Here is a 22,974-nt window from a genome sequence, read left to right as displayed (position 1 = left end):
GCTCGCGAAGAGGCCCTTGCAGACAGCGAAGATCTCAGACACTCAGCATCAGGAACTCACGCTCCCACGAGCTGATCACCCGCTTGAAGTTTTCGTGCTCGGCGCGTTTGACCGCGACGTAGCCGCGCACGAATTTGTCGCCCAGGTAACGGCCGATGGTTTCGCACTCTTCCATTTTGGTCAGGGCGTCTTCGATGGTGATCGGCAGGCGCAGGTTGCGGCGTTCATAAGCCCGGCCCTGGACTGCGGCGCTCGGTTCGACACGCTCGACCATGCCGAGGTAACCGCACAACAGGCTGGCCGCGATGGCCAGGTACGGGTTGGCGTCGGCGCCCGGCAAGCGGTTTTCCACGCGCATGGCGTCCGGGCTTGAGGTCGGTACACGCAGGCCGACGGTGCGGTTTTCTTCGCCCCATTCGACGTTCACCGGTGCCGAAGTATCCGGCAGGAACCGACGGAACGAGTTCACGTTCGGCGCGAACATCGGCAGCACTTTCGGGATGTACTTCTGCAAGCCACCGATGTGGTGCAGGAACAATTCGCTCATGTTGCCATCGGCATCGGCGAAGATCGGCTTGCCGGTGGCGATGTCCACCACGCTCTGGTGAATGTGCATGGCGCTGCCCGGTTCGTCGCCGACCGGTTTGGCCATGAAGGTCGCCGCCACGTTGTGCTTGAGCGCGGCTTCACGCATGGTGCGTTTGAACACGGTGATCTGGTCGGCCAGGTCCAGTGCATTGCCATGGCGGAAGTTGATTTCCATCTGCGCCGGGCCGTCTTCGTGGATCAGCGTATCGAGGTCCAGCCCCTGCAATTCGCACCAGTCGTAGACGTCTTCGAACAGCGGATCGAATTCGTTGGCGGCATCGATCGAGAACGACTGACGTCCGCTTTCAGCACGGCCCGAACGGCCCATCGGGGCCTTGAGCGGCAAGTCCGGGTCTTCGCAGCGCTGGGTCAGGTAGAACTCCATCTCCGGCGCCACAATCGGCCGCCAGCCTTTATCGGTGTACAGCTGCAGCACTTTTTTCAGCACATTGCGCGGCGACAGTTCGATCGGGTTGCCGAACTTGTCGAAGGTGTCGTGGATCACGATGGCGGTTGGCTCGATGGCCCATGGCACCACGTAGACTGCATCGGCATCCGGCTTGCAGACCATGTCGATGTCGGCGGGGTCGAGCAGGTCGTAGTAGATGTCGTCGTCGACAAAGTCCCCGGTTACCGTTTGCAAAAGCACACTTTCCGGCAGGCGCATGCCTCGCTCATACAGGAACTTGTTGGTGGGTGCGATTTTGCCGCGTGCAATGCCGGTCAGGTCACTGACGACGCACTCGACTTCGGTAATCTTGTGATCTTTCAGCCACGTGAACAGCTGATCGAAAGGGACATTCATAAAGACCTCGTTATTGGTTTTGTTAACGCGGGAGAAAGCCGATTCGGCTGTAGGACACTTCCCCTGTAGCGCGTTGACGTCTATCTTGGGCGAGGCTCAACGTTCCATCTATCCACTTTAAGCAGCACAAAGCGCACCAAAAGAGTGCGCAAGGTCACCCATGACACACTGCAATTCACTACAGGTTCAAGCATTCAGCACCGCCGATGTGGCCGAGCAAATCCGCGCCACGCCGGGCTGGACCCAGCATTACCAACAGATGTCGCCAGGGCATTTCGCAGGTCTGGTGCGCTATCTGGATTTACAGGGCGTGGAGATTTACGAAGAGCACATGAATACCCGCGTCGAGCAGAATTTCAGTGCACCACAGGGTTCACTGGCGTTCTGTTTCGATCGCAGCGACAACGCGCTGTATGTGTTGAATGGCGAGAGCCGCAACATCTGGATCACCCCGGAGAACTACCAGGAAATCGCCGTGGTGTTCGGTCCGGAGTTCGTGCAGCGCAACAGCCTCGATGTCGCCCGGCTCGAAGGGCTGTTCATGGCGCCGCTCAATTCGCAGCAGAATGCGTTGTTCTGCCGTTGGCTCAGCGGCACGCTGACGCGACTGTCGCAGACGTTCGATCCGCCGACTCGGGAGGCGCTCACTCAGCAATTACTCGATGACTGCCTGTTCATTCTCGACAACGCTTGCGTTTGCCTTGACCACGGCGCACTGCAGCGCCGCGCCGGGGAACGGGCGATCATGAAACGAGTGGGGGAGTGGGCGGCGGATACGCCGGAAGAACACCTGAACCTGCTGGAGCTGTCGCGGGTCGCCGGGGTTTCACTGCGCCAGTTGCAGCATGCGTTCAAGACCTACACCGGCATGGCGCCGACCCAATGGCTGCGCCTGCGCCGCCTGAACAGTGCCCGCCGCGAATTACTCAGCTGCACGCCAACTCAGACCACCGTCGCCGAAGTGGCGATGCATTGGTCGTTCTGGCATTTGGGGAGGTTTTCCAGCAGCTATCGCGCGCTGTTCAAGGAACTGCCGAGCGACACCCTCAAGCGCGCAACTGTCGCCCAGGCAAGTGAACGCGGCAGGCGCTAGAAGGTCGGCGGGGTGATCACCCAGATCACCACGGCATCGACGTCGCCGGGGTTGCCGTAGCGGTGCGGTTCCTGGCTGGAGAAGCTGAAACTGTCGCCTTCGCTGAGCTGAAAGTGGCGTTCGCCGACCCATAACTCGAAACGGCCTGACAGCAGATACCCGGCTTCTTCGCCTTCGTGGCTGTAGCTTTGCTGACTGTAAGTGCCGGGTGGAAAACGCGAATGGAGCATTTCCAGCTGTTGATTGGGTTGCGGGGTCAGCAACTGGTCGACGATGCCATCTTCGTAATGCACGCTCAGGCGACTGTTCTTGCGCACCACCACGCCGTCGTCCTCGGGCGCGGTGTTGGCCTCGCTGGCGAAGAACCACTGGATGGTCACGCCGAGGCTGCGGGCAATGTTGAACAGTGCCGGGATCGACGGGTAGGCGAGGTTGCGTTCCAGTTGGCTGATGTAGCCGGCAGTCAGTTCGCTCAAGCCCGCCAGTTCCGCGAGGGTCATGCCCCGACGCTTGCGCAGGCCGCGGATGCGGGTACCGAGAAAGTGCGGCTCGGAGCTGGCGGATGCGGGTTGGGTGTTGCTGTTGTTGCTCATAAGAATTCCGAACCGGGGCTGAACTACTGACCACAATCCCTGTGGAAGCGAGCTTGCTCGCGATAGCAGACTAGCTTCCACAGGAGGTTACGAGGACCGGAGTATAAACAGCCTTAAAGCTGCCACGCGACTTTCAGGCCTTCATAAATCGCTTCTTCGGCGGTGCGTGGCGCCAGGCAATCGCCGATCCGATAAAACTCCACCCGCCCTTGCAGCTCGGCACCCAGCGTGTCCACTGGCTGGTGTCCCTGGCACAGCACCAGCGTGTCGATATTTTCCAGCAGCATCGGCTCGCCACTGGCGGTGTGTTGCAGGTACACCGTGTTGTCGTCGCAACCATACAGCCGGGCGTAAGGAATAATCGCAATGCCCAGTTTGTGCAGTTCACCGGCCAGTTGATCGCGGACATACAACGGCAGGTTTTCCCCGCAATGGGTGCCGTTGACCGCCAGTTGCACCTGATGCCCGGCGCGGGTCAGATGCTCGGCGATGCCCGGGCCGATCCAGTCGCAGCGCCAGTCAACCACCACCACTGAACGGCCGATCTGCACCTCGCCACGCAGCACTTGCCAAGCGTCCACCACCTGCAACTCGCCACCGCGTTCGAACGTTGGCCAATAGGGTTCGGCGCCGGTGGCGATGATCACCATGTCCGGCTTTTCCTGTTCCACCAGCGTGCGGTCGACGCGGGTATTGCGAACCACTTGAACACCGGCCAGTTCCATCTCCCGTTGCAGGTTGGTGCTGGCCCCGCCGAACTCGCTGCGCCGTGGCAGCAATTGCGCGAGCAACACCTGACCGCCGAGTTGTGAGCTGGCTTCGTACAGCGTCACCTCATGCCCGCGTTGCGCGGCGACGGCGGCCGCTTTCATGCCGGCCGGACCACCACCGGCGACCATAATGCGCTTGCGGGTTTTAGCCGGTTGCCGCTCGCCAAAGATCAGCTCACGACCGGTTTCCGGGTGCTGGATACAGGAGATCGGCAAGCCCTTGTGGAAGTGCCCGATACACGCCTGATTGCAGGCGATGCAAGCGCGCACATCTTCGGCGCGGCCGGTGTCGGTTTTGTTGGGCATTTGCGGGTCGCAAATCAATGCGCGGGTCATGCCGCAGACATCGGCCTGGCCCCGGGCCAGAATAAGCTCGGCTTCCTGGGGCTGGTTGATGCGTCCGGTCACGAAAAGCGGAATATCCAGACGGGCCTTGAACGTCCCGGCTTCCTTGGCCAGGTAAGCCGCCTCGATCGCCATCGGGGGCACGATGTGCACCGCGCCGCCCAACGAAGCTGAGGTGCCGGCGACGATGTGCACGTAATCGAGTTGTGCTTGCAGCGATTGGACGGCAGCCAGGGACTCGTCTTCGGTCAGGCCTTCGGGATCGCGCTCATCGGCGCAGATGCGCAGGCCGATGATGAACTGCTCGTCAGTGGCGATCCGTATCGCCGCGATGATTTCGCGCAGAAACCGCAGGCGCTGCTCCAGCCCGCCGTTGTAGCCATCGGTACGACGATTGACCCGTGGATTGATGAATTGCGCCGGCAAATAACCGTGGCTGGCGACCACCTCAACGCCATCGATCCCGGCCTGGTGCAGGCGTCGGGCTGCGGCGGCATAGCCGGCGACAATCTCGTCGATCATCGCCTGATCCAGCGCACGGGGCATCACCCGGAAGCGTTCATTGGGCACCGCCGAAGCGGAGTAGGCCACCGCCAGCAGACCATCGCTGGACTCCATGATTTCCCGTCCGGGGTGGAACACCTGGGACAACACCACGGTGCCGTGGGCGTGGCAGGTTTGCGCGAGTTTGCGATAACCCTCGATGCAGGCGTCGTCGGTGGCCATCAGCACATGGGAGGTGTACCGCGCGCTGTCATGCACGCCGGCCACTTGCAGCACGATGAGCCCGACGCCGCCCTCGGCGCGCGCCCGGTGATAGGCGATCAGTTGCTCGTTGACCAGGTTGTCGGTGGGCATCGACGTGTCGTGCCCGCTGGACATGATGCGGTTTTTCAGGCGTTTGCCACGAATCTCCAGGGGTTCGAACAGGTGCGCGAAGGCAGGGGTCGAGGTCGGCATGGTGCGGGTACTCCAGGCAGGCTGAAGCCGAAAGGCCGGGTTTCGGCGTTGTTATTATTGGCGTATAGAAATTTACCTATGGTAAAAAATCAACCTGTTTATTTACTTTCTGCTGCGTTAGCCTGAATCGTCGGCTGGACGATGTGACACGACCGGCCTTACTGTCCTGCGCAGCCGATTTCAGTCTGGAGACCACAACAATGAATAAAATCGCTACTTCTCTGACCGCGCCGCAGCGCAGTGCCATTGAGCAACGCCTGCGTGAAGAGCTCGCCGCCTGTTATCGGCTGATCGCACACTTCCGGATGACCGATTTGATCTTCACCCACATCTCGGTGCGCATCCCGGGGCCGGAGCATCATTTTCTGATCAACCCCTATGGGCTGATGTTTGATGAGATTACGGCGTCGAATCTGGTCAAGATCGGTCTGGATGGCCGCGCCGTTGAAGCGTCGCCTTACCCGGTGAACCCGGCCGGTTTCGTGATTCACAGCGCGATCCATGGTGCCCGGGAGGATGCGCAATGCGTGTTGCACACCCACACCAAATCCGGCTGCGCGGTGGCGGCGTTGAAGTGTGGGTTGTTGCCGGTGAACCAGATTTCCATGGAGTTCTATGGCCGCGTGGCCTACCACGACTATGAAGGCGTGGCGCTGGACATGAGCGAACAACAGCGGTTAGTGGCGGACTTGGGCGACAAGCCGGTATTGATGCTGCGCAACCATGGTTTGCTGACCGTGGGTGAAACTGTGAGCCAGGCGTTTTTGCGTATGTATTACCTTGAAAAAGCCTGTGAAATTCAGCTGGCAGCGCAGGCGGCCGGCGAAATTGTTTTGCCGTCACATGAGGTGTGTGCGCACACCGAGCGGCAGTTCAATGACCCAGGGCGGCCGTTGGAGGAGGGGGAATTGAATGACCCGGATGCCATGCAGCTGGCTTGGGCGGCGTTGTTGCGATTATTGGATCGGGTGGCGCCCGGGTATCGGGATTGACCGAAGCCCGGTGTTGAATCGGTTAGCGCCCTCGCTGGCAAGCCAGCTCCCACAGGGTTTGCGGGTGTACGCAGAAATTCTGTAGGAGCCGGCTTGCTGGCGACGCAGACGACGCAGTTTCTCAGGCTTACGCCAAGCCACCTTGTTGCTGTACAGTCGTTCAGCCCGCAGCTTGCCCCAGCGGGCCCCAACGAATGAGCCCAAGGAGCATGTCGCCGATGAATCAGGAAGCCCGTTTTTCCCGCATGGAACCGGAGTTGCGCAAGGCCAACCTGATCGAGGCAACGTTGACGTGCCTCAAGCGTCATGGCTTTCAGGGCGCCTCGATCCGCAAGATTTCCGCCGAGGCCGGTGTCTCCGTCGGCCTGATCAGCCACCACTATTCCGGCAAGGACGAACTGGTGGCCGAAGCCTACATGGCGATCACCGGCCGGGTCATGACCCTGCTGCGTGACGCCATGGAGCAAGCCGCCCCCAACGCACGCGAGCGCCTGTCAGCATTTTTTCGCGGTTCGTTTTCGGCTGAATTGCTCGACCCGCAGTTGATCGACGCCTGGCTGGCATTCTGGGGGGCCGTGAAAACCGCTGAGGCCATCAACAAGGCCCACGATCATTCCTATGGCGAGTACCGCGCAATCCTGCGCAAGGTGCTGATGGAACTGGCACAGGAAGAGGACTGGGAAAACTTCGACGCCGATCTCGCCGCGATCAGTCTTAGCGCATTGCTCGATGGCTTGTGGCTGGAGTCCGGACTCAACCCCGGCACCTTCACCCCGGAGCAGGGCATCCAGATTTGTGAAGCCTGGGTCGACGGATTGCAGGCCGGGGGGCGCCAGCGTTTTTGCGGACAGACGAGTAGCTGTTGATCACCCGTTCAGCAGTGGCTACTCTCTGGCGTTGATGCAACACCCCTCTAATAAGAAACAAGCAGGACACCAGCAATGACACCTCGGGTACTGGTCGTCGATGACGATCCGCTGATTCGCGAACTGTTGCATGCCTACCTGTCCCAGGAAGGCTATGAGGTGCATAGCGCCGCCACGGCGGAACTGGCTGAAGCCTTCCTGGCCAGCCAGGCCGTCGACCTGGTCATGCTCGATATCCGCTTACCGGGCAAGGACGGCCTGACCCTGACCCGCGAGCTGCGGGTGCGTTCGGAAGTGGGCATCATCCTGATCACCGGCCGCAATGATGAAGTCGACCGCATCGTCGGCCTCGAATGCGGTGCCGATGACTACGTGATCAAGCCGCTCAATCCGCGCGAGTTGGTGTCCCGGGCGAAAAACCTGATTCGCCGGGTTCGCCATGCGCAGATCCCGCCACCGGTTGCCATCGTTGCCAAACCCGTCAAACAGTTCGCCGATTGGGCGCTGGACACCGACCGTCGTCGGCTGATCGATCCGTCCGGCAGTGAAACCCTGCTGACCCACGGCGAGTATCAGTTGCTCAGCGTGTTCCTGCGCAATAGCGGCCACACCCTCAGTCGCGATCAGTTGATGGATCAGATCCGCAACCGCGAATGGGTGCCCAACGATCGCTCCATCGACGTGCTGGTCGGTCGTTTGCGCCGCAAGTTGCATGACGATCCGGCCGAGCCACAGTTGATCATCACCATTCACGGCGCCGGTTATCTGTTTACCGCCAGCCTGGCGGCGTGATGACACTGAGGCGGCTGCTCTGGCTGCTGATGCTGCTGGCGGGCACCGCCCAGGCAGCGGAAAAGATCCGCTATTGCGATTATCCGGTGTACCCACCGATTTCCTGGAGCGACGGGAAACAAGTGCGTGGCCTGGCACCGAGTGTGGTGAAAAACCTGTTCGGCCAGCTCGGCTACCAAGTTGAAGTCGTGGTGCTCGGCAACTGGAAACGCTGCCTGCTCGATGCCGCCGAAGGCCGGGTCGACGTGGTCCTGGCCTACAGCACCGCGCAACGCGAACAAAGCCTGCTGTTTTCCAAAGTCCCGGTGCTGCGTGAAGAAGTGGCACTGTTCATCAATCGCCAACACCCGGTGAAGTTCGAACGGGTGCAAGACCTGGCCCGTTACCGTGGCGGCCTGCTGTTCGGTGAAAGCTACGGCGTGGAGTTCGATCGCATGGTCGCGCAAAACAACAACATCGAATGGGTCTCCGATAGCCGCCAGAACTTCGGCAAGCTGATTCGCGGGCGCATCGACTTCATCACCCAGGAACGCCGTACCGGCCAGCTTTACGTCGAAAACCTCGCCGGCGCGCAAGACATTGTGGCGTTGCCCACCGCCCTCAGCGTTGACTACCTGCGGGTCGCTGTTTCCCGTCGCTCACCCCTGGCTGAACGCATGCCGGATATCGATGCGCAACTGCAGCGCATGGTCAATGCCGGTGACATCGAGCGTCTGCTTAACGAGAGCGAAGTGACCTACCGCGACATGATCAATTTACCGGCGAACAGCCCATGATCCGCGGCCGATCCGGTGGCTTGTTGCGGCGTCTGCTGCTATTCATTCTTTTGTTCAGCCTGTGCTTCACCGTACTCGCCAGCAGCGTGCAGCTCTACATCGAGTACCGCCGGGAAATGCGCGAGATCGATTCACGCATGGAGCTGATCCGCGCCGGGTATCTGGCGAGTCTGGAGCGCAGTTTGTGGGATCTCAACCAGGAACAGTTGAACGTGCAATTGCGCGGGCTGGTGGATTTCTCTGACGTCGCCCGGGTGCATCTGATCAGCAGCGATTTCAATCTGGTGCAGGGCAATCCGCAACCGGTCGGGCCGCTGCGGGTCGAGCGTTTTGTGCTGGATTACCAGCCTCCGTCCGGGCCGTTGCGCCAACTTGGCGAGCTGGAAGTCAGCACCGATCTGGGGGCGGTGTATCAGCGTCTGTATGCCAGTGGCTTGACCAGCCTGTTGTGGATGGGCGCGTTCCTGTGTGGCCTGGCGGTGGCGTTGTCTGGCTTGTTTTATCGCCTGGTGACCCGCCACTTGCAGGTCATGGCCGAATTTGCCCGGCGCATTGCGGCCGGACAGTGGCAGGAGCCCCTGCGCCTGGGCAAGAGCCGCAGCGCCAACGAAGACGAAATCGACACGGTCGCCAACGCCCTCGACGACATGCGTCGGGCGATCCTCAGTGACATCGAACGCCGCGAAACCGATCGGCTGGCTTTGCAGGACAACCGCGACGAGTTGTTGAAAAGGGTCGAACGGCGGACCGCCAGCCTGATGCGCGCCAAGGACGAAGCCGAAGCGGCCAACCTCGCCAAGTCACGGTTCCTGGCGACCATGAGCCATGAGTTGCGCACACCACTCAACGGCATTCTCGGCATGGCTGAGCTGTTGCGCGACGCGCGTCTCGACGAGCGCGACGGCAAACGGCTCGATGCGTTGCACAAGGCCGGCGAAGGCTTGCTGACCATCCTCGATGAAGTGCTGTTCTTCGCCAAGCTGGAGGAGGGCGCAAGCCTGCCCGAGCCGGTGGATTTCTCGCTGCGCCAATTGCTCGAAGAAGTGCTGACCTTGCTGGAACCGAAGGCGCTGGCCAATGACACAGTGCTGCACTGTCGAGTCGATCAGCGGGTGGCTGAGCGTTACCACGGCGCCGAACAGTTTTTGCGCCAGGTCTTGAGCAATCTGCTGGCCAACGCGATCAAGTTCACCGAAAACGGTGAGGTCAGTGTCGACGTCGCGTTGCTCACGCAGGCGGGAGGCAGTCGCGCAGATCAGTTGCGGTTGAGCGTCACCGATAACGGCATCGGCATCGCGCCGTCCATGCAGGCAAAGATTTTCGAGCGTTTCACTCAGGCCAGCGATGAAGTGGCGCAGCGTTTTGGCGGCACCGGGCTGGGACTGGCGATCTGCAAACACCTGGTCGAGCAGATGGGCGGGAGCATCGGCGTTGCCAGCGAAGTCGATCGGGGCAGTTGTTTCTGGTTTGAGCTGACGCTGCAACCTGCCGTCGGTGCGACGGCTCAGCTGCCGATGGATGTGCCGGGGCCAGCGCTGGATATTCTGGTGGTTGAGGACGTGGCGCTCAATCGCGAGGTGGTCAGCGGTTTGCTGCAACGGGATGGCCATCGGGTCTGGCTGGCCGAAGAAAGCGAACAGGCGCTGCTGCAATGCGCCGCGCAGGCCTTCGATCTGATTCTGCTGGACGTGCATCTGCCGGGCATGAGCGGTGTGGCATTGTGCAAACGACTGCGTAGCCTCGAGGGGCCGAACCGAACCGCACGTATTTTTGCCCTGACCGCCAGCGTGCAGCCGGCGCTGGTGCGCGGGTATCTGGATGCCGGCATGGACGGCGTGCTCGCCAAACCGCTGAAACTGGACCAGCTGCGTAAAGCCTTGAGTGAACAGCCACTGACGCCCGAGCCAATGCCGGAAGACAGCGCCATGGACTGGCCGCTGCTGCAAACCCATCGCACCTTGCTGGGCGAGCAGAAAGTGCAGGGGCTGCTGGCCGTGCTGCGCGATTCGATCCTGCAGCATCGTCAGGCGTTGCGCGAAGCCATGGGCGCCGATGACGGCACCGAAGTCGCGCATCTGGCGCACCGACTGGCCGGCAGCTGCGATTCGCTGGGCTTTCGTGCATTGGCCAATGAGCTGAGATGGCTGGAAGACGCGGCACGGAGCAACGACGAGGCGGCGGTCCGCTTGCTTGCACCAAGGATAGACGGGCAATGCCAACGTTCGTTGAACACGCTCGAACAGCTGTTGCACAGCTGACGTACAAATTTGTTACGACTTTGCACAACTTCGATCTTTACGTACAACCCGACCTTACATGGCTTTCCAATAATCGACGCAACCGCCGCAGCGCGGTCTTCGAAGCTTATTGGAGATAATAATAATGAATTGCCGTAAAGCTGATTCCTCCCCGTGCCCTGACGTCCTGTCATGCACTGCGCACCTCACCGACTGCTGAGGTGCAGACATGAACGAAAATACTGATCGCAAAGGCATCCAACTGACCCGGGCCCTGAAAAGCCGGCACATTTTCATGCTGTCCCTGGGCGGGGTGATTGGCACCGGGCTGTTCATGGGCTCCGGTGTAATCATCAATCAGGGTGGCCCGGTGGGGGCGATTCTGGCGTACCTGGTCGCAGGTTTCCTGATGTATCTGGTGATGGTCTGCCTCGGTGAACTGTCGGTACAGATGCCGGTGTCGGGCTCGTTTCAAACCCATGCCACCCAGTACATCGGGCCGGCCACCGGCTTCATGATCGGCTGGGTCTACTGGATGAGCTGGGCGACCACCGTTGGCCTGGAATTCACCGCCGCCGGCATGCTGATGACCCGTTGGTTTCCTGAAGTGCCAATTTGGTATTGGTCAGCGCTGTTCGTGGTGGTGTTGTTCGGCATCAACGCGATGGCGACCCGCGCATTCGGTGAGGCGGAATACTGGTTTTCCGGGATCAAGGTCGCGGCGATTCTTGGTTTTATTGTGGTTGGCGTGTTGGTGATCTTTGGCGCGATACCGCTGAGCAGCGGCGCGCCCGCGCCGATGGCGAGCAATCTGATTGGCGATTCGTTGTTCCCCAATGGGTTGTCGGCGGTGTTCGCAGTGATGATGACTGTGGTCTACGCCTTTCAGGGTTGCGAGATCATGGGCGTGGCGGCCGGCGAAACCGATCAGCCGGAAAAGAGCATCCCGCGTGCCGTGCGCAACGTGGTGTTCCGCGTGCTGATTTTCTATGTGCTGGCGATCATCGTGCTGTCGGCCATCGTGCCATGGCAGCAGGCGGGGTTGATGGAAAGCCCGTTTGTGCAGGTGTTCGATATGGTTGGCATTCCATACGCGGCTGACTTGATGAACTTCGTGATCCTCACCGCCATTCTGTCGGTGGGCAACTCCGGCCTGTATGCCTCGACGCGCATTCTGTGGGCGATGTCGAAAACCGGCATGGCGCCCAAGAGCCTGTCGCCGCTGAGCAAGCGTGGCGTGCCGCTGCGTGCATTGAGCATCACGTTGTGCTTTGCCCTGGTGTCGTTGATGACCAGTTTCGTCGCGGCCGACACCTTGTTCATGGTGCTGATGGCGGTCAGCGGCATGTCCGGCACCGTAACCTGGATTGTCATCGCGCTGGCACAGTACAAGTTCCGCAAAGCCTGGCTGCGTGACGGCAACAAACTCAGCGACCTGAAATACCGTGCACCGTGGTTCCCGGTATTGCCGCTGATGTGCATCACCTTGTGCTGCTCGCTGTTCGTGTTCCTGGCCCTGGATGAAACCCAGCGTCCATCGCTGTATTGGGGCTTCGGGTTCATCGCGCTGTGCTATGGCGCGTACTTCCTGGTTCATCGCAAGCGCCAGGGCGTGTTGGCACCAAGCCTGCCAACGTCCTGACTCTCTAAATCAAGCGCAGCCCCTGTGGGAGCGAGCCTGCTCGCGATAGCGGTCTATCAGTCAACAGTCATGTTGAAGGGGGTACCGACAGCGCAAGCAGGTTCGTTCCCACAGTGTTTTTAGTCGTGAGTTGTTCGAAGTTGTAACAGCGACGCCGCCCTTATCGGGGTGGCCGAGAAATAATTGAATAAAACCAATGCGTTAAACATTTTACGAGGCTGTTACAGCTCAATTCTTCCCCGATTGCCGCCTTGCTGAACACTCGTTTAGTATGGCCTCAAGTCGCATCACCTCAGACCCATCACAATAATTCGAGGATTCGCATGACTACTCATGATTCGCTGCTCAGTCAGGTCGAAGCAGGCGTTGCCAGGATTACGCTCAATCGCGCCGCTCAGCGCAACGCGCTGGACATCCCGACCCTGAACAACCTGCATGGGTTGCTCGACAGCTTCAACGCCGACCCAGCGGTACGCGTGGTGGTGTTGACCGGCAGCGGTCGCAGTTTTTGCGCCGGCGCTGACCTCGACGAGTGGGCCGACGCCGAAGCCCGCGGCGCGCTGGAAACCTACGGCTGGACCGAAACCGCCCACGCCTTGATGACCCGTCTTCACAGTCTGGAAAAACCGACCATCGCCGCCATCAACGGCACTGCCGTTGGCGCCGGGATGGATTTGACCTTGTGCTGCGACCTGCGCATCGCCGGGCAATCGGCGCGATTCAAGGCCGGCTACACCAGCATGGCCTACTCGCCGGACGCCGGCGCCAGTTGGCACTTGCCACGGCTGATCGGCAGCGAACAAGCCAAACGTCTGCTGTTCCTCGATGAATTGTGGGGCGCCGACCGTGCGCTGGCCACGGGTCTGGTCGGCGAAGTCTGCGCCGATGATCAACTGCTGACCGTCGCCAGCGAATTGGCTGCGCGCCTGGCTGTCGGGCCGACTTTCGCCTTCGCCCAAACCAAAAAACTCATGCGCGAGGGCGCCGAACGCACGCTCGCCCAACAGCTGCAAGCCGAACTTGCCGCCGGGTTGCTCTGCGGTCGCAGCGCAGACGGCAGCGAAGCCCTGCGCGCCGCCATGGAAAAACGCCCGGCACGCTTCATGGGTCGCTAAGCCCCGCATCCACGTATCAGCACACGAACAACAGGTAGCCGCATGAATTTCCAACTGACCCAAGAACAAGAAATGTTGGTGGACTCGGTACGCAGCTTCGTCGAGAAGGAACTGCTGCCCTATGAAGAGCAAGTTGAACGCGCCGATGAGGTGTCCCCGGAGCTGGCGGCGCAGATTCGCGGCAAGGCGATTGCCGCTGGTTTCTATGCTTTCAACATGCCTGAAGACGTCGGTGGCGGCGGGCTGGATTACCTGTCCCAGGCGCTGATCGAGCGTGAATTGTCGAAGGTGTCATGGGCACTGCACGTGTTCGTCGCCCGGCCTTCGAAAATCCTCATGGCCTGCAAAGGCGACCAGATCAACGACTACCTGCTGCCGTGCATCCAGGGCGAGAAAATCGACTGCTTCGCCTTGACCGAACCGGGTGCCGGCTCCGACGCCAATGCGATCAAGACCCGCGCCGTGCGTGAAGGCGACGACTTCATTCTCAACGGCAGCAAGCACTTCATCAGCCACGCCGGCCACGCTGATTTCGCCATCGTCTTCGCGGTGACCGACACCTACGAACAAAACGGCAAGAAGCGCAACGCCGTGACCTCGTTCCTGGTCGACCGCAACACCCCTGGCATGACCATCCGCCGTGGCCCGAAATGCGTGAGCAACCGTGGTTACCACACCTTCGAAATGTTCTTCGACGACTGCCGCGTTCCGGCCAGCAAAGTGCTGGGCGAAGTTGGCAAAGGCTGGGAGGTCGCCAACGCCTGGCTGACTGCCGGACGGGTGATGGTCGCGGCCAACTGTGTCGGGCAGGCCCAGCGTGCACTGGATTGCTCGCTGCAATGGGCGGCCGACCGCAAGCAGTTTGGTCAGGCCATCGGTCACTTCCAGGGCGTGTCGTTCAAATTGGCGGACATGGCGACTCAGATCCGCGCCGCGGAACTGCTGACCCTGCACACCGCGTGGAAAATGGACCAGGGCACCATGACCGACGGCGAGGCCGGCATGGCCAAGTTGTTCGCCAGTGAAGTGCTCGGACGTGCGGCGGATGAAGCCGTGCAGATCTTTGGCGGCATGGGCCTGATGGATGAAAGTCCGGTGGAGCGCATTTGGCGTAACGCGCGGATCGAGCGAGTCTGGGAAGGCACTTCGGAAATCCAGCGCCACATCATTTCCCGCGAGCTGTTGCGGCCACTGCTGCGCTGATCGGCCTGGAGAATTGTCATGTCCCAAACCATTCGCGACAACCTCCAGCGCCTGCTCGCGCCACAACACGTGGCGTTTGTCGGCGGCCGCAGCATGGCGCGCGCCCTCAAGCGTTGCGCCGAAGGTGGCTACCAAGGGCAAATGTGGCTGGTCAACCCGCAGCACGACAGCCTTGAAGACGTGCCCTGCGTGCGCAGCATTGCCGATTTGCCCTGCGGGCCGGACGCGGTGTTCATCGCCACCAACCGTGATTTGACCCTGACCTGCGTCGCCGAACTGGCCGCCATCGGTGCCGGCGGCGCGATCTGCTATGCCTCGGGGTTCGCCGAAACCGGCACCGAGGGCCAGGCGCTGCAACAACAACTGCTTGAAGCCGCCGGCGACATGGCGTTGCTCGGCCCCAACTGCTACGGCTTGCTCGACTACCTGCACAGCGCCGCGCTGTGGCCGGTGGCCCATGGCGGTAAAACGGTGGAGAAGGGCGTGGCAGTGCTGACCCAGAGCGGCAATTTCGCTTACAACCTGTCGATGAGCGACCGTTCGCTGCCGGTGGCCTATATGGCGTCGGTCGGTAATCAGGCGCAACTGGGCGTGGCTGAATTGATGGATGTGCTGCTCGACGAGCCGCGCGTCACCGCCATCGGCCTGCACCTCGAAGGATTGAAGAACGTCCCGGGGTTCGCCCGCGCCGCGCACAAGGCCCTGGAGAAGGGCATTCCGATCATCGCCTTGAAAACCGGTGTGTCGCAGATCGGCGCCGAACTGGCCTTGAGTCACACCAGTTCGCTGTCCGGTTCCGATGCGCTGTACGACGCGCTGTTTGAGCGCCTGGGCGTGATTCGCGTCAGTGGCCCTGTGAGTTTTGTCGAAACCCTGAAAGCCGCCGCCTGCGGCAATCTGCCGGCGGGCAACAGCCTGATCGCGCTGGCCTGTTCCGGTGGCGATGCCGGGCTGATTGCCGACTACGCCGAACGCAATGACCTGGGCTTGCCCACACTCGATGACGGGCAGGTGGGTGAACTGGCGCAGGTGTTGCCCGGTTACGCTAACCTGGTCAACCCGCTGGACTTCACCACCGCGATCTGGGGCGATGGCGAGGCGTTGAATCGCATGCTCGACAGCGCCCTGCGCACGCCAGCCGACGCGGCGATGCTGGTGCTCGATTATCCCGCCGAGTTCACCGGCGAGCGCAAGGAGTGCGACCTGCTGCTTGAGCTGTATTGCGCCGCATTGAAGCGTCATGGCAAGAGCGGTTTTGTCACATCGGCGTTCCCTGAATTACTGCCAGCCCACGCCCGTGAGCGGCTGCATGCCCAAGGCGTCCCGGCGTTGCAAGGCGTCGAGGATGGTTTGGCCGCGTGGGGTCGAATCGCCGGTTACCCGCGCAATCGCCAGGCGTTGTTGGCGCGGGGTGAGTCGGCGTTGCTGCCGCTGTGTCCGCAAGCACTGAACGGCGAGGGTGAGTTGCTCAATGAATGGGATTCCAAACAGGCGTTAAGAGCGTTTGGTCTGCCAACGCCAAACGGCGTTCTCAGCACCCCGGCCAATGCCTTGAAGGACGCCGAAGTGCTGGGCTACCCGCTGGTGCTCAAAGCGGTCAGCGCCCAATTGCCGCACAAAACCGAGGCCGGCGCCGTGGCGCTGAACCTCAAGGACAGCGCCGCATTAAGCACTGCACTGGAGACCATGCGCGCCAGCATCGCCGCGTATGCGCCGGGCGTGGCCTTCGATCAACTGCTACTGGAGCCCATGGCCAAAGCGCCGCTGGCCGAACTGATCGTTGGCATCAAACGCGAGAACGATTTTGGCCTGGCGTTGGTGATTGGCGCTGGCGGCATTCTGGTGGAACTGCTCAAGGACAGTCGCAGCCTGTTGCTGCCGACCACCGACGGGGCCATTCGCCGGGCCTTGCTGAGCCTGCGCAGCGCGGCATTGCTGCAAGGCTTCCGTGGTCGCGAAGCGGCGGATCTCGACGCGCTGGTGACGGCGATCCGTGCCGTGGCCGACTACGCCTGCGAAAACGCCGCGCAGTTGCTCGAACTCGATGTAAACCCATTGTTGGTCGGCGCCGATGGCACGACGGCGGTCGATGCGTTAATTCGCCTTGGCCATGTGTGAGGACCTGAACATGCAAAGCAAACCCTTGACCGGTGGCCAGGCGCTGGTGCGCCTGCTGGCCAATTACGGTGTCGATACCGTGTTCGGCATTCCCGGCGTACACACACTGGAGCTGTATCGCGGCTTGCCCGGCAGCGGCATTCGCCACGTGCTGACGCGTCATGAACAAGGCGCCAGTTTCATGGCCGACGGTTACGCGCGGGTCAGCGGCAAACCCGGCGTGTGCTTCGTCATCACCGGCCCCGGCGTGACCAACGCCGCCACCGGCATCGGGCAGGCGTACGCCGACTCGATTCCCATGCTGGTGATTTCCAGCGTCAACCATAGCGCCAGCCTCGGCAAGGGCTGGGGCAGCCTGCATGAGTGCCAGGATCAGCGGGCGATGACTGCACCGATCACTGCGTTCTCGGCCGTGGCGCTTACCGCTGAAGACCTGCCGGAACTGATCGCCCGCGCCTATGCGGTGTTCGACAGCGAGCGTCCGCGTCCTGTGCACATTTCGGTGCCGCTGGATGTATTGTCGGCGCCGATTGCTAATGACTGGAGCAACGACGTGGTGCGTCGTCCCGGGCGTGGTCCGGCATCCGCCACTGCGCTCGATGAAGCCGTGGCCAAACTCAACGGCGCCAAACGCCCGATGATCATCGCCGGTGGCGGCGCCTTGCACGCCACCTCGCAACTGCAGGACATCAGCACTCGACTCGCGGCGCCGCTGTTTACCAGTGTCGCCGGCAAGGGCCTGCTGCCACCGGATGCACCGTTGAATGCCGGTTCGTCGTTGTGCGTGGAGCCGGGCTGGAAGCTGATTGCCGATGCCGACGTGGTGCTGGCGGTCGGCACCGAAATGGCCGATACCGATTTCTGGCGCGAGCGCCTGCCGCTCAACGCTGCACTGCTGCGAGTGGACATCGATCCGCGCAAGTTCAACGACTTCTATCCCTGTACCGTGGCCCTGCATGGCGATGCGCAACAAACCCTCAGCGGCTTGCTCGAGCGCCTGCCATCCAGCGTACGTGACGCCAGCGCGGCGATTGCCTCGGTTGCGGCATTGCGTGAAGCGGTCAAGGCCAGCCATGGCCCGTTGCAACGGATCCATCAGTCAATTCTCGAGCACATTGCTGCGGAGTTGCCGGACAACGCGTTCATCAGCACCGACATGACCCAACTGGCCTACACCGGCAACTACGCCTTCGACAGTCTGGCCATCCGTAGCTGGTTGCACCCGACCGGCTACGGCACCTTGGGCTACGGCTTGCCCGCCGGCATCGGCGCCAAGTTCGGCGCGCCGCAACGTCCGGGCCTGGTGCTGGTGGGCGACGGCGGTTTCCTTTACACGGCCCAGGAACTGGCCACCGCCGTGGAAGAACTCGACAGCCCGTTGGTCGTTTTGCTGTGGAACAACGACGCACTGGGACAGATCCGCGACGACATGCTCGGCCTCGATATCGAGCCGATCGGCGTGCTGCCGCGCAACCCGGATTTCGCCGCCCTTGCGCGCGCGTTCGGTTGCACCGTGACTCAGCCGCAAAGCCTGGCGGAGTTGCAAACCGACTTGCGTCACGGCTTCAAGCGCAACGGCGTGACGCTGATCGAACTCAAGCATGCCTGCGCCCATTGAACTGTATTTAAGGGGGATGAAGCCATGCGCTTTTCCGATCTGACTCAACGTATCGCGGGAGACGGCGCCGCCGCCTGGGATATTCACTACCGGGCCCTGGCACTGCGCGAGCAGGGTGAAGACATCCTGTTGCTGTCCGTGGGCGACCCGGATTTCGACACACCGCAACCCATCGTTCAGGGCGCCATCGACAGCCTGCTCAACGGCAACACGCACTATGCCGAAGTACGCGGCAAGCGGGCCCTGCGTGAAGCCATCGCCAGGCGTCATCGGCAACGCAGCGGGCAAGCGGTTTCGGCGGATCAGGTCACGGTGCTGGCCGGCGCGCAGTGTGCGCTGTTCGCCGTTGCCCAATGCGTACTGAACCCGGGCGATGAAGTGATCGTCGCCGAACCGATGTATGTCACTTACGAAGCGGTGTTTGGTGCCTGCGGCGCCGTGGTCGTACCGGTGCCGGTGCGTTCGGAAAACGGTTTTCGCGTATTGCCCGAAGACGTCGCCGCGCGGATCACGCCTCGCACCCGGGCGTTGGCCTTGAACAGTCCGCATAACCCGTCAGGCGCAAGCCTGCCGCGCAGCACCTGGCAGGCGCTGGCCGAACTGTGCATCGCCCACGATCTGTGGCTGATTTCCGATGAGGTCTACAGCGAACTGCTGTTTGAAGGCGAGCACGTCAGCCCGGCGAGTTTGCCGGGCATGGCCGAGCGCACGGCGACCCTCAACAGCCTGTCGAAGTCCCACGCCATGACCGGGTGGCGCGTCGGCTGGGTGGTGGCGCCGCCGTCACTGGCTGCACACCTGGAAAACCTTGCGCTGTGCATGCTCTACGGTTCGCCGGATTTCATTCAGGACGCCGCGGTGATCGCGCTGCAAAGCCCTCTGCCGGAACTGCACGCCATGCGCGAAGCCTATCGTGAGCGCCGCGACCTGGTGTGCGACAGCCTCGCCGAATGTTCGGGCGTGCGCGCCTTGAAACCTGATGGCGGAATGTTCGTGATGGTGGATATCCGCGAAACCGGGCTCAGCGCGCAGGCGTTTGCCGACCGCCTGCTCGATCGCCATGGCGTCTCTGTACTGGCCGGCGAAGCTTTCGGCCCGAGCGCTGCGGGGCATATTCGCCTGGGGCTGGTGGTCGGCGCCGAACCGTTGCGCGATGCCTGTCAGCGTATTGCCCGTTGTGCCCGGGAATTGATGGAGGCCGAGGTTCATGCTTAACCACAAGACATTGTTTATTGATGGCCGCTGGCAAACGCCGTCTGGGCAGGGGATGGCCGAAGTGATCAACCCGGCCACCGAAGAAGTCGCCAGCAGCGTGCCGCTGGGCGATGAGCGTGACGTCGACAACGCTGTAGCCGCCGCGCGCAAAGCCTTCGCGTCATGGTCGCGAACACCGTCCAGCGTTCGCGCCGGGTATATCCGTGCACTGGCTGAGCAACTGCGCAGCCGTGCCGATGAAATGGCCGCGGTCATCACCACTGAACTGGGCATGCCGGTGCAATGGTGCCGCTCGGTACAGGTCGACGGGCCGATCATTGGCCTCGAGCAATACGTCGAACTGGCCCGCCTGATGGATGACGTACGCGAAGTCGGCAACTCGCTGGTGATGCGTGAAGCGGTGGGCGTCTGCGCCTTTATCAATCCGTGGAATTACCCGCTGCATCAGTTGATCGGCAAACTCGCCCCGGCACTGGCTGCCGGTTGCACGGTGGTGGTCAAGCCGAGCCAGGAAACGCCGCTGCATGCGTTTTTGCTGGCACAGATGATCGAAGCCATCGGCCTGCCGGCCGGGGTCTTCAACCTGGTCAGCGGGCCGGGTTCGAAAGTCGGCGAAGCATTGGCCAAACACCCGGACGTCGACATGGTGTCGTTCACCGGATCCACCCGCGCCGGTGTTCGCGTCGCACAAGCGGCAGCACCGTCGGTGAAACGGGTGTGCCTGGAACTGGGCGGCAAGTCGCCGCTGCTGATTGCCGAAGACGCTGACCTGGCGGCTGCGGTTCGCTATGGCGTGCAGGACGTGATGATCAACTCCGGTCAAACCTGCACCGCGTTGACCCGCATGCTGCTGCCGGCCAGTCGTTATGCCGAAGCAGTGGAGCTGGCGCTGGCCGAAACCCTGAGCCTGAAAATGGGCGATCCACTCGACCCACAAAGCTTCCTCGGGCCGATGTGTTCGGCGGGGCAACGCCGCACCGTGCTCGACTACATCAAGGTCGGGCAACAGGAAGGCGCGCGCCTGCTGTGCGGCGGTGATGCAGCACCGGCGTTCGAGCGCGGTTATTACGTCAGCCCGACGCTGTTCGCCGACGTCGACAACCGCCTGCGCATTGCCCAGGAAGAAATCTTCGGCCCGGTGCTGTGCCTGATTCCCTACACCGATGAAGGCCACGCGATCCAGATCGCCAACGACTCGCCTTTTGGCCTGTCCAGCGGTGTCTGGGCCGGAAGTACCGAGCGCGCCCTGCATCTGGGGCGGCAACTGCGGGCTGGCCAGTGCTTCCTCAATGGTGCGGCGTTCAATTATCAGGCGCCGTTCGGCGGCTACAAACAATCGGGTAATGGTCGGGAGTGGGGGGAAGAAGGGCTGAACGAATTCGTCGAAGTGAAGGCGATCCAGGTGTGACCGTTGGCGATTCAAACGTTGTACGCACCGGGCCATGGCCCGGTGTCTGGCGTGGCTTTGAACGGGTATTTCATTAGCTTTCATCAGGGGCAATGCAATGAGCGATAACAAAAACAAGATTACTCAAGCGAACCATGAATTCAGCTTCCCGCGTCGCGACTTCTTGAAGTACAGCGCCGCTGCAGCCGCCGTGGCCGGGGCGTTCTCCATGGGGCTGCCGTTTGGCGCCATGGCGGCGCAGTCGACGCCGAAACCCGGTGGCGTATTGCGCCTGGGCCTGGCGGGTGGCAGCACCACCGATTCGAAAGACCCCGGCTCCTGGGTCGATACGTTCACCTTCGTCGGGTTCTCGGCGATCTATAACACCCTCACCGAAATTGCGGTCGACGGCACGGCGATCCCCGAACTGGCCGAAAGCTGGACCTCGACCCCGGACGCTCGGGTCTGGACTTTCAAATTGCGCCAGGGCGTGACCTTCCACAACGGTAAGACCCTGACCGCCGACGATGTGGTTGCCTCGATCCAGCATCACCTCGGGGACAAATCCAGTTCGGCGGCGAAAACCGTGTTGGGCGATGTGGACATGGTCAGTGCCAATGGCAGCGACAGCGTGGTGTTCGAACTGAAATCCGGCAACGCCGATTTCACCTACGTGGTTGCCGATTACCATTTGGTGATCATGCCGAGCAAGGATGGCCTGCCGGACTGGCAGGCTGGTGTCGGCACGGGTGGTTATCGTCTCAAGGATTTCGAGCCGGGTGTGCGCATGACCCTGGAGCGCAGTCCGGATTACTGGAAGGCTGGGCGCGCGCACTTCGCCGGTGCCGAGCTGATTGCGATTGGCGACGGCGCCGCGCGCATCAACGCGTTGGTCACCGGGCAAGTGGACGTGATCAACAAGGTCGACCTGAAAACCGTGGCGTTGCTCAAGCGCAACCCGAACCTGTTCATCGAAGAAACCAAGGGCGCGCAGCACTACACCTTCCCGATGCTTACCGACAGCCAGGTGTTCCAGAACAACGACGTGCGCATGGCGATGAAGCACGCGATCAACCGTGAAACGTTGCTCGCATCGGTGCTGTACGGCTACGGCCTTGTGGGGAACGACCACCCGATCCAGCCAGGTAGCCGCTTCATCAACACCGCGCTGGAGCAGCGAACCTACGATCCGGACAAGTCGCGTTTCTATCTGAAGAAGGCCGGTCTGGATTCGCTCAAGGTTCGCCTGCAAGCCTCCGACGCGGCGTATACCGGCGCGGTCGACGCTTCGGTGTTGTTCAAGGAGCAGGCCCGCGCCGCCGGGATCGAGATCGATGTGGTGCGCGAACCGGCGGATGGTTTCTTCTCCAACGTGTGGATGAAGCAGCCGTTCACTACGTCGTTCTGGTACAGCAGCCTGACCGCCGACCGCATGTTCAGCATCGGTTATGCCAAAGGCGCGGCGTGGAACGAAACCCACTGGGACAACCCGCGTTTCAACCAATTGCTCAACGCCGCCCGTGGCGAGATGAACGAACCGCTGCGCCGCGAGATGTACAACGAAATGCAGAGCCTGTGCCGCGACGAGGGCGGGGCGATTGTGCCGTTGTTCGCCAGCTCGGTGGCGGCGCGCTCCAACAAAATCGCCCATGGCGGGCAGACAGCGCCTTATGGCGAGCTGGACGGGTTGCGGGTGATTGAGCGGTGGTGGCAGGCGTAAACCCGGTCTTGAACTCTGTGGAGATCAACTGTGGGAGCGAGCCTGCTCGCGAAGAGGCCCTGTCAGCGGACATTTTTGGTGTCTGACACACCGCTTTCGCGAGCAGGCTCGCTCCCACAGGGGGGCGTGTTCCCACAGT

Annotated in this window: 17 protein-coding genes; 14 read left to right on the top strand and 3 right to left on the bottom strand. The window is 61.7% G+C overall.

The window, feature by feature from the left end; genetic code table 11:
* Positions 1–34: 34 nt before the first annotated feature.
* Positions 35–1,393 (bottom strand): glutamine synthetase family protein, encoded by a 1,359-nt coding sequence (locus BVK86_RS00880; RefSeq protein ID WP_075944612.1) that lies wholly within the window; start codon positions 1,391–1,393, stop codon positions 35–37.
* Positions 1,394–1,553: 160 nt separating this feature from the next.
* Between BVK86_RS00880 and BVK86_RS00875 the strand changes: the two genes are divergently transcribed.
* Complete coding sequence (locus tag BVK86_RS00875) at positions 1,554–2,486, top strand: helix-turn-helix domain-containing protein (protein ID WP_075944611.1); 933 nt, start codon at positions 1,554–1,556, stop codon at positions 2,484–2,486.
* On the opposite strand, the gene BVK86_RS00870 is transcribed toward BVK86_RS00875, so the two are convergent.
* Entirely contained in the window at positions 2,483–3,079 is a 597-nt protein-coding gene (locus BVK86_RS00870) for a cupin domain-containing protein (protein WP_075944610.1), read from the bottom strand. The two genes, BVK86_RS00875 and BVK86_RS00870, sit on opposite strands and share 4 nt — an antisense overlap.
* A 113-nt stretch (positions 3,080–3,192) precedes the next feature.
* Positions 3,193–5,154 carry an oxidoreductase gene (locus BVK86_RS00865; RefSeq protein ID WP_075944609.1) on the bottom strand — a complete coding sequence of 654 codons (1,962 nt, stop codon included), beginning with the start codon at positions 5,152–5,154 and terminating at the stop codon, positions 3,193–3,195.
* Between the two features lie 200 nt (positions 5,155–5,354).
* Between BVK86_RS00865 and BVK86_RS00860 the strand changes: the two genes are divergently transcribed.
* The 13 genes from BVK86_RS00860 (at position 5,355) to BVK86_RS00800 (ending at position 22,835) form a co-directional block, all read left to right on the top strand.
* Entirely contained in the window at positions 5,355–6,146 is a 792-nt protein-coding gene (locus BVK86_RS00860; protein WP_075944608.1) for a class II aldolase/adducin family protein, read from the top strand.
* 218 nt (positions 6,147–6,364) lie between these two features.
* Positions 6,365–7,012: a TetR family transcriptional regulator C-terminal domain-containing protein gene (locus BVK86_RS00855; protein WP_075944607.1), complete on the top strand. Its 648-nt coding sequence runs from the start codon at positions 6,365–6,367 to the stop codon at positions 7,010–7,012.
* 75 nt (positions 7,013–7,087) lie between these two features.
* On the top strand, positions 7,088–7,804 hold the full coding sequence (locus tag BVK86_RS00850; protein WP_075944606.1) for a response regulator: 717 nt from the start codon (positions 7,088–7,090) through the stop codon (positions 7,802–7,804).
* Positions 7,804–8,580, top strand: a complete 777-nt coding sequence (locus BVK86_RS00845; RefSeq protein ID WP_075944605.1) for a substrate-binding periplasmic protein — start codon at positions 7,804–7,806, stop codon at positions 8,578–8,580. Before BVK86_RS00850 ends, BVK86_RS00845 begins: the two co-directional genes overlap by 1 nt.
* The gene (locus BVK86_RS00840) at positions 8,577–10,838 is read left to right on the top strand and encodes an ATP-binding protein (protein WP_075944604.1); all 2,262 of its coding nucleotides are present in this window, start codon (positions 8,577–8,579) and stop codon (positions 10,836–10,838) included. Before BVK86_RS00845 ends, BVK86_RS00840 begins: the two co-directional genes overlap by 4 nt.
* Before the next feature lie 208 nt (positions 10,839–11,046).
* On the top strand, positions 11,047–12,459 hold the full coding sequence (locus BVK86_RS00835) for an amino acid permease (RefSeq protein ID WP_075944603.1): 1,413 nt from the start codon (positions 11,047–11,049) through the stop codon (positions 12,457–12,459).
* 323 nt (positions 12,460–12,782) lie between these two features.
* Positions 12,783–13,574 (top strand): enoyl-CoA hydratase/isomerase family protein, encoded by a 792-nt coding sequence (locus tag BVK86_RS00830; protein WP_075944602.1) that lies wholly within the window; start codon positions 12,783–12,785, stop codon positions 13,572–13,574.
* 42 nt (positions 13,575–13,616) lie between these two features.
* Positions 13,617–14,777, top strand: coding sequence for an acyl-CoA dehydrogenase family protein (locus BVK86_RS00825; RefSeq protein ID WP_075944601.1), 1,161 nt, complete (start codon positions 13,617–13,619; stop codon positions 14,775–14,777).
* Positions 14,778–14,795: 18 nt separating this feature from the next.
* Positions 14,796–16,895 carry an acetate--CoA ligase family protein gene (locus BVK86_RS00820; protein ID WP_075944600.1) on the top strand — a complete coding sequence of 700 codons (2,100 nt, stop codon included), beginning with the start codon at positions 14,796–14,798 and terminating at the stop codon, positions 16,893–16,895.
* Between the two features lie 10 nt (positions 16,896–16,905).
* On the top strand, positions 16,906–18,513 hold the full coding sequence (locus tag BVK86_RS00815) for a 5-guanidino-2-oxopentanoate decarboxylase (RefSeq protein ID WP_075944944.1): 1,608 nt from the start codon (positions 16,906–16,908) through the stop codon (positions 18,511–18,513).
* Positions 18,514–18,537: 24 nt separating this feature from the next.
* Positions 18,538–19,728: a pyridoxal phosphate-dependent aminotransferase gene (locus BVK86_RS00810; protein ID WP_075944599.1), complete on the top strand. Its 1,191-nt coding sequence runs from the start codon at positions 18,538–18,540 to the stop codon at positions 19,726–19,728.
* Positions 19,721–21,136, top strand: a complete 1,416-nt coding sequence (locus tag BVK86_RS00805; RefSeq protein WP_075944598.1) for an aldehyde dehydrogenase family protein — start codon at positions 19,721–19,723, stop codon at positions 21,134–21,136. Before BVK86_RS00810 ends, BVK86_RS00805 begins: the two co-directional genes overlap by 8 nt.
* A gap of 97 nt (positions 21,137–21,233) precedes the next feature.
* Complete coding sequence (locus BVK86_RS00800; RefSeq protein ID WP_075944597.1) at positions 21,234–22,835, top strand: ABC transporter substrate-binding protein; 1,602 nt, start codon at positions 21,234–21,236, stop codon at positions 22,833–22,835.
* The last annotated feature ends 139 nt before the right edge of the window (positions 22,836–22,974 follow it).

Source organism: Pseudomonas reinekei (assembly GCF_001945365.1).
Lineage (GTDB): Bacteria > Pseudomonadota > Gammaproteobacteria > Pseudomonadales > Pseudomonadaceae > Aquipseudomonas > Aquipseudomonas reinekei.
The sequence above is the reverse complement of the archived record's forward strand: the minus strand, read 5'-3'. Positions and strand labels throughout refer to the sequence as shown.

Coding starts and splice junctions, on each gene's coding strand:
- BVK86_RS00850 (WP_075944606.1), top strand. CDS start 7,088: ATGACACCTCGGGTACTGGTCGTCGATGACGATCCGCTGATTCGCGAA.
- BVK86_RS00860 (WP_075944608.1), top strand. CDS start 5,355: ATGAATAAAATCGCTACTTCTCTGACCGCGCCGCAGCGCAGTGCCATT.
- BVK86_RS00855 (WP_075944607.1), top strand. CDS start 6,365: ATGAATCAGGAAGCCCGTTTTTCCCGCATGGAACCGGAGTTGCGCAAG.
- BVK86_RS00830 (WP_075944602.1), top strand. CDS start 12,783: ATGACTACTCATGATTCGCTGCTCAGTCAGGTCGAAGCAGGCGTTGCC.
- BVK86_RS00805 (WP_075944598.1), top strand. CDS start 19,721: ATGCTTAACCACAAGACATTGTTTATTGATGGCCGCTGGCAAACGCCG.
- BVK86_RS00820 (WP_075944600.1), top strand. CDS start 14,796: ATGTCCCAAACCATTCGCGACAACCTCCAGCGCCTGCTCGCGCCACAA.
- BVK86_RS00800 (WP_075944597.1), top strand. CDS start 21,234: ATGAGCGATAACAAAAACAAGATTACTCAAGCGAACCATGAATTCAGC.
- BVK86_RS00845 (WP_075944605.1), top strand. CDS start 7,804: ATGACACTGAGGCGGCTGCTCTGGCTGCTGATGCTGCTGGCGGGCACC.
- BVK86_RS00870 (WP_075944610.1), bottom strand. CDS start 3,079: ATGAGCAACAACAGCAACACCCAACCCGCATCCGCCAGCTCCGAGCCG.
- BVK86_RS00875 (WP_075944611.1), top strand. CDS start 1,554: ATGACACACTGCAATTCACTACAGGTTCAAGCATTCAGCACCGCCGAT.
- BVK86_RS00815 (WP_075944944.1), top strand. CDS start 16,906: ATGCAAAGCAAACCCTTGACCGGTGGCCAGGCGCTGGTGCGCCTGCTG.
- BVK86_RS00835 (WP_075944603.1), top strand. CDS start 11,047: ATGAACGAAAATACTGATCGCAAAGGCATCCAACTGACCCGGGCCCTG.
- BVK86_RS00810 (WP_075944599.1), top strand. CDS start 18,538: ATGCGCTTTTCCGATCTGACTCAACGTATCGCGGGAGACGGCGCCGCC.
- BVK86_RS00880 (WP_075944612.1), bottom strand. CDS start 1,393: ATGAATGTCCCTTTCGATCAGCTGTTCACGTGGCTGAAAGATCACAAG.
- BVK86_RS00825 (WP_075944601.1), top strand. CDS start 13,617: ATGAATTTCCAACTGACCCAAGAACAAGAAATGTTGGTGGACTCGGTA.
- BVK86_RS00840 (WP_075944604.1), top strand. CDS start 8,577: ATGATCCGCGGCCGATCCGGTGGCTTGTTGCGGCGTCTGCTGCTATTC.
- BVK86_RS00865 (WP_075944609.1), bottom strand. CDS start 5,154: ATGCCGACCTCGACCCCTGCCTTCGCGCACCTGTTCGAACCCCTGGAG.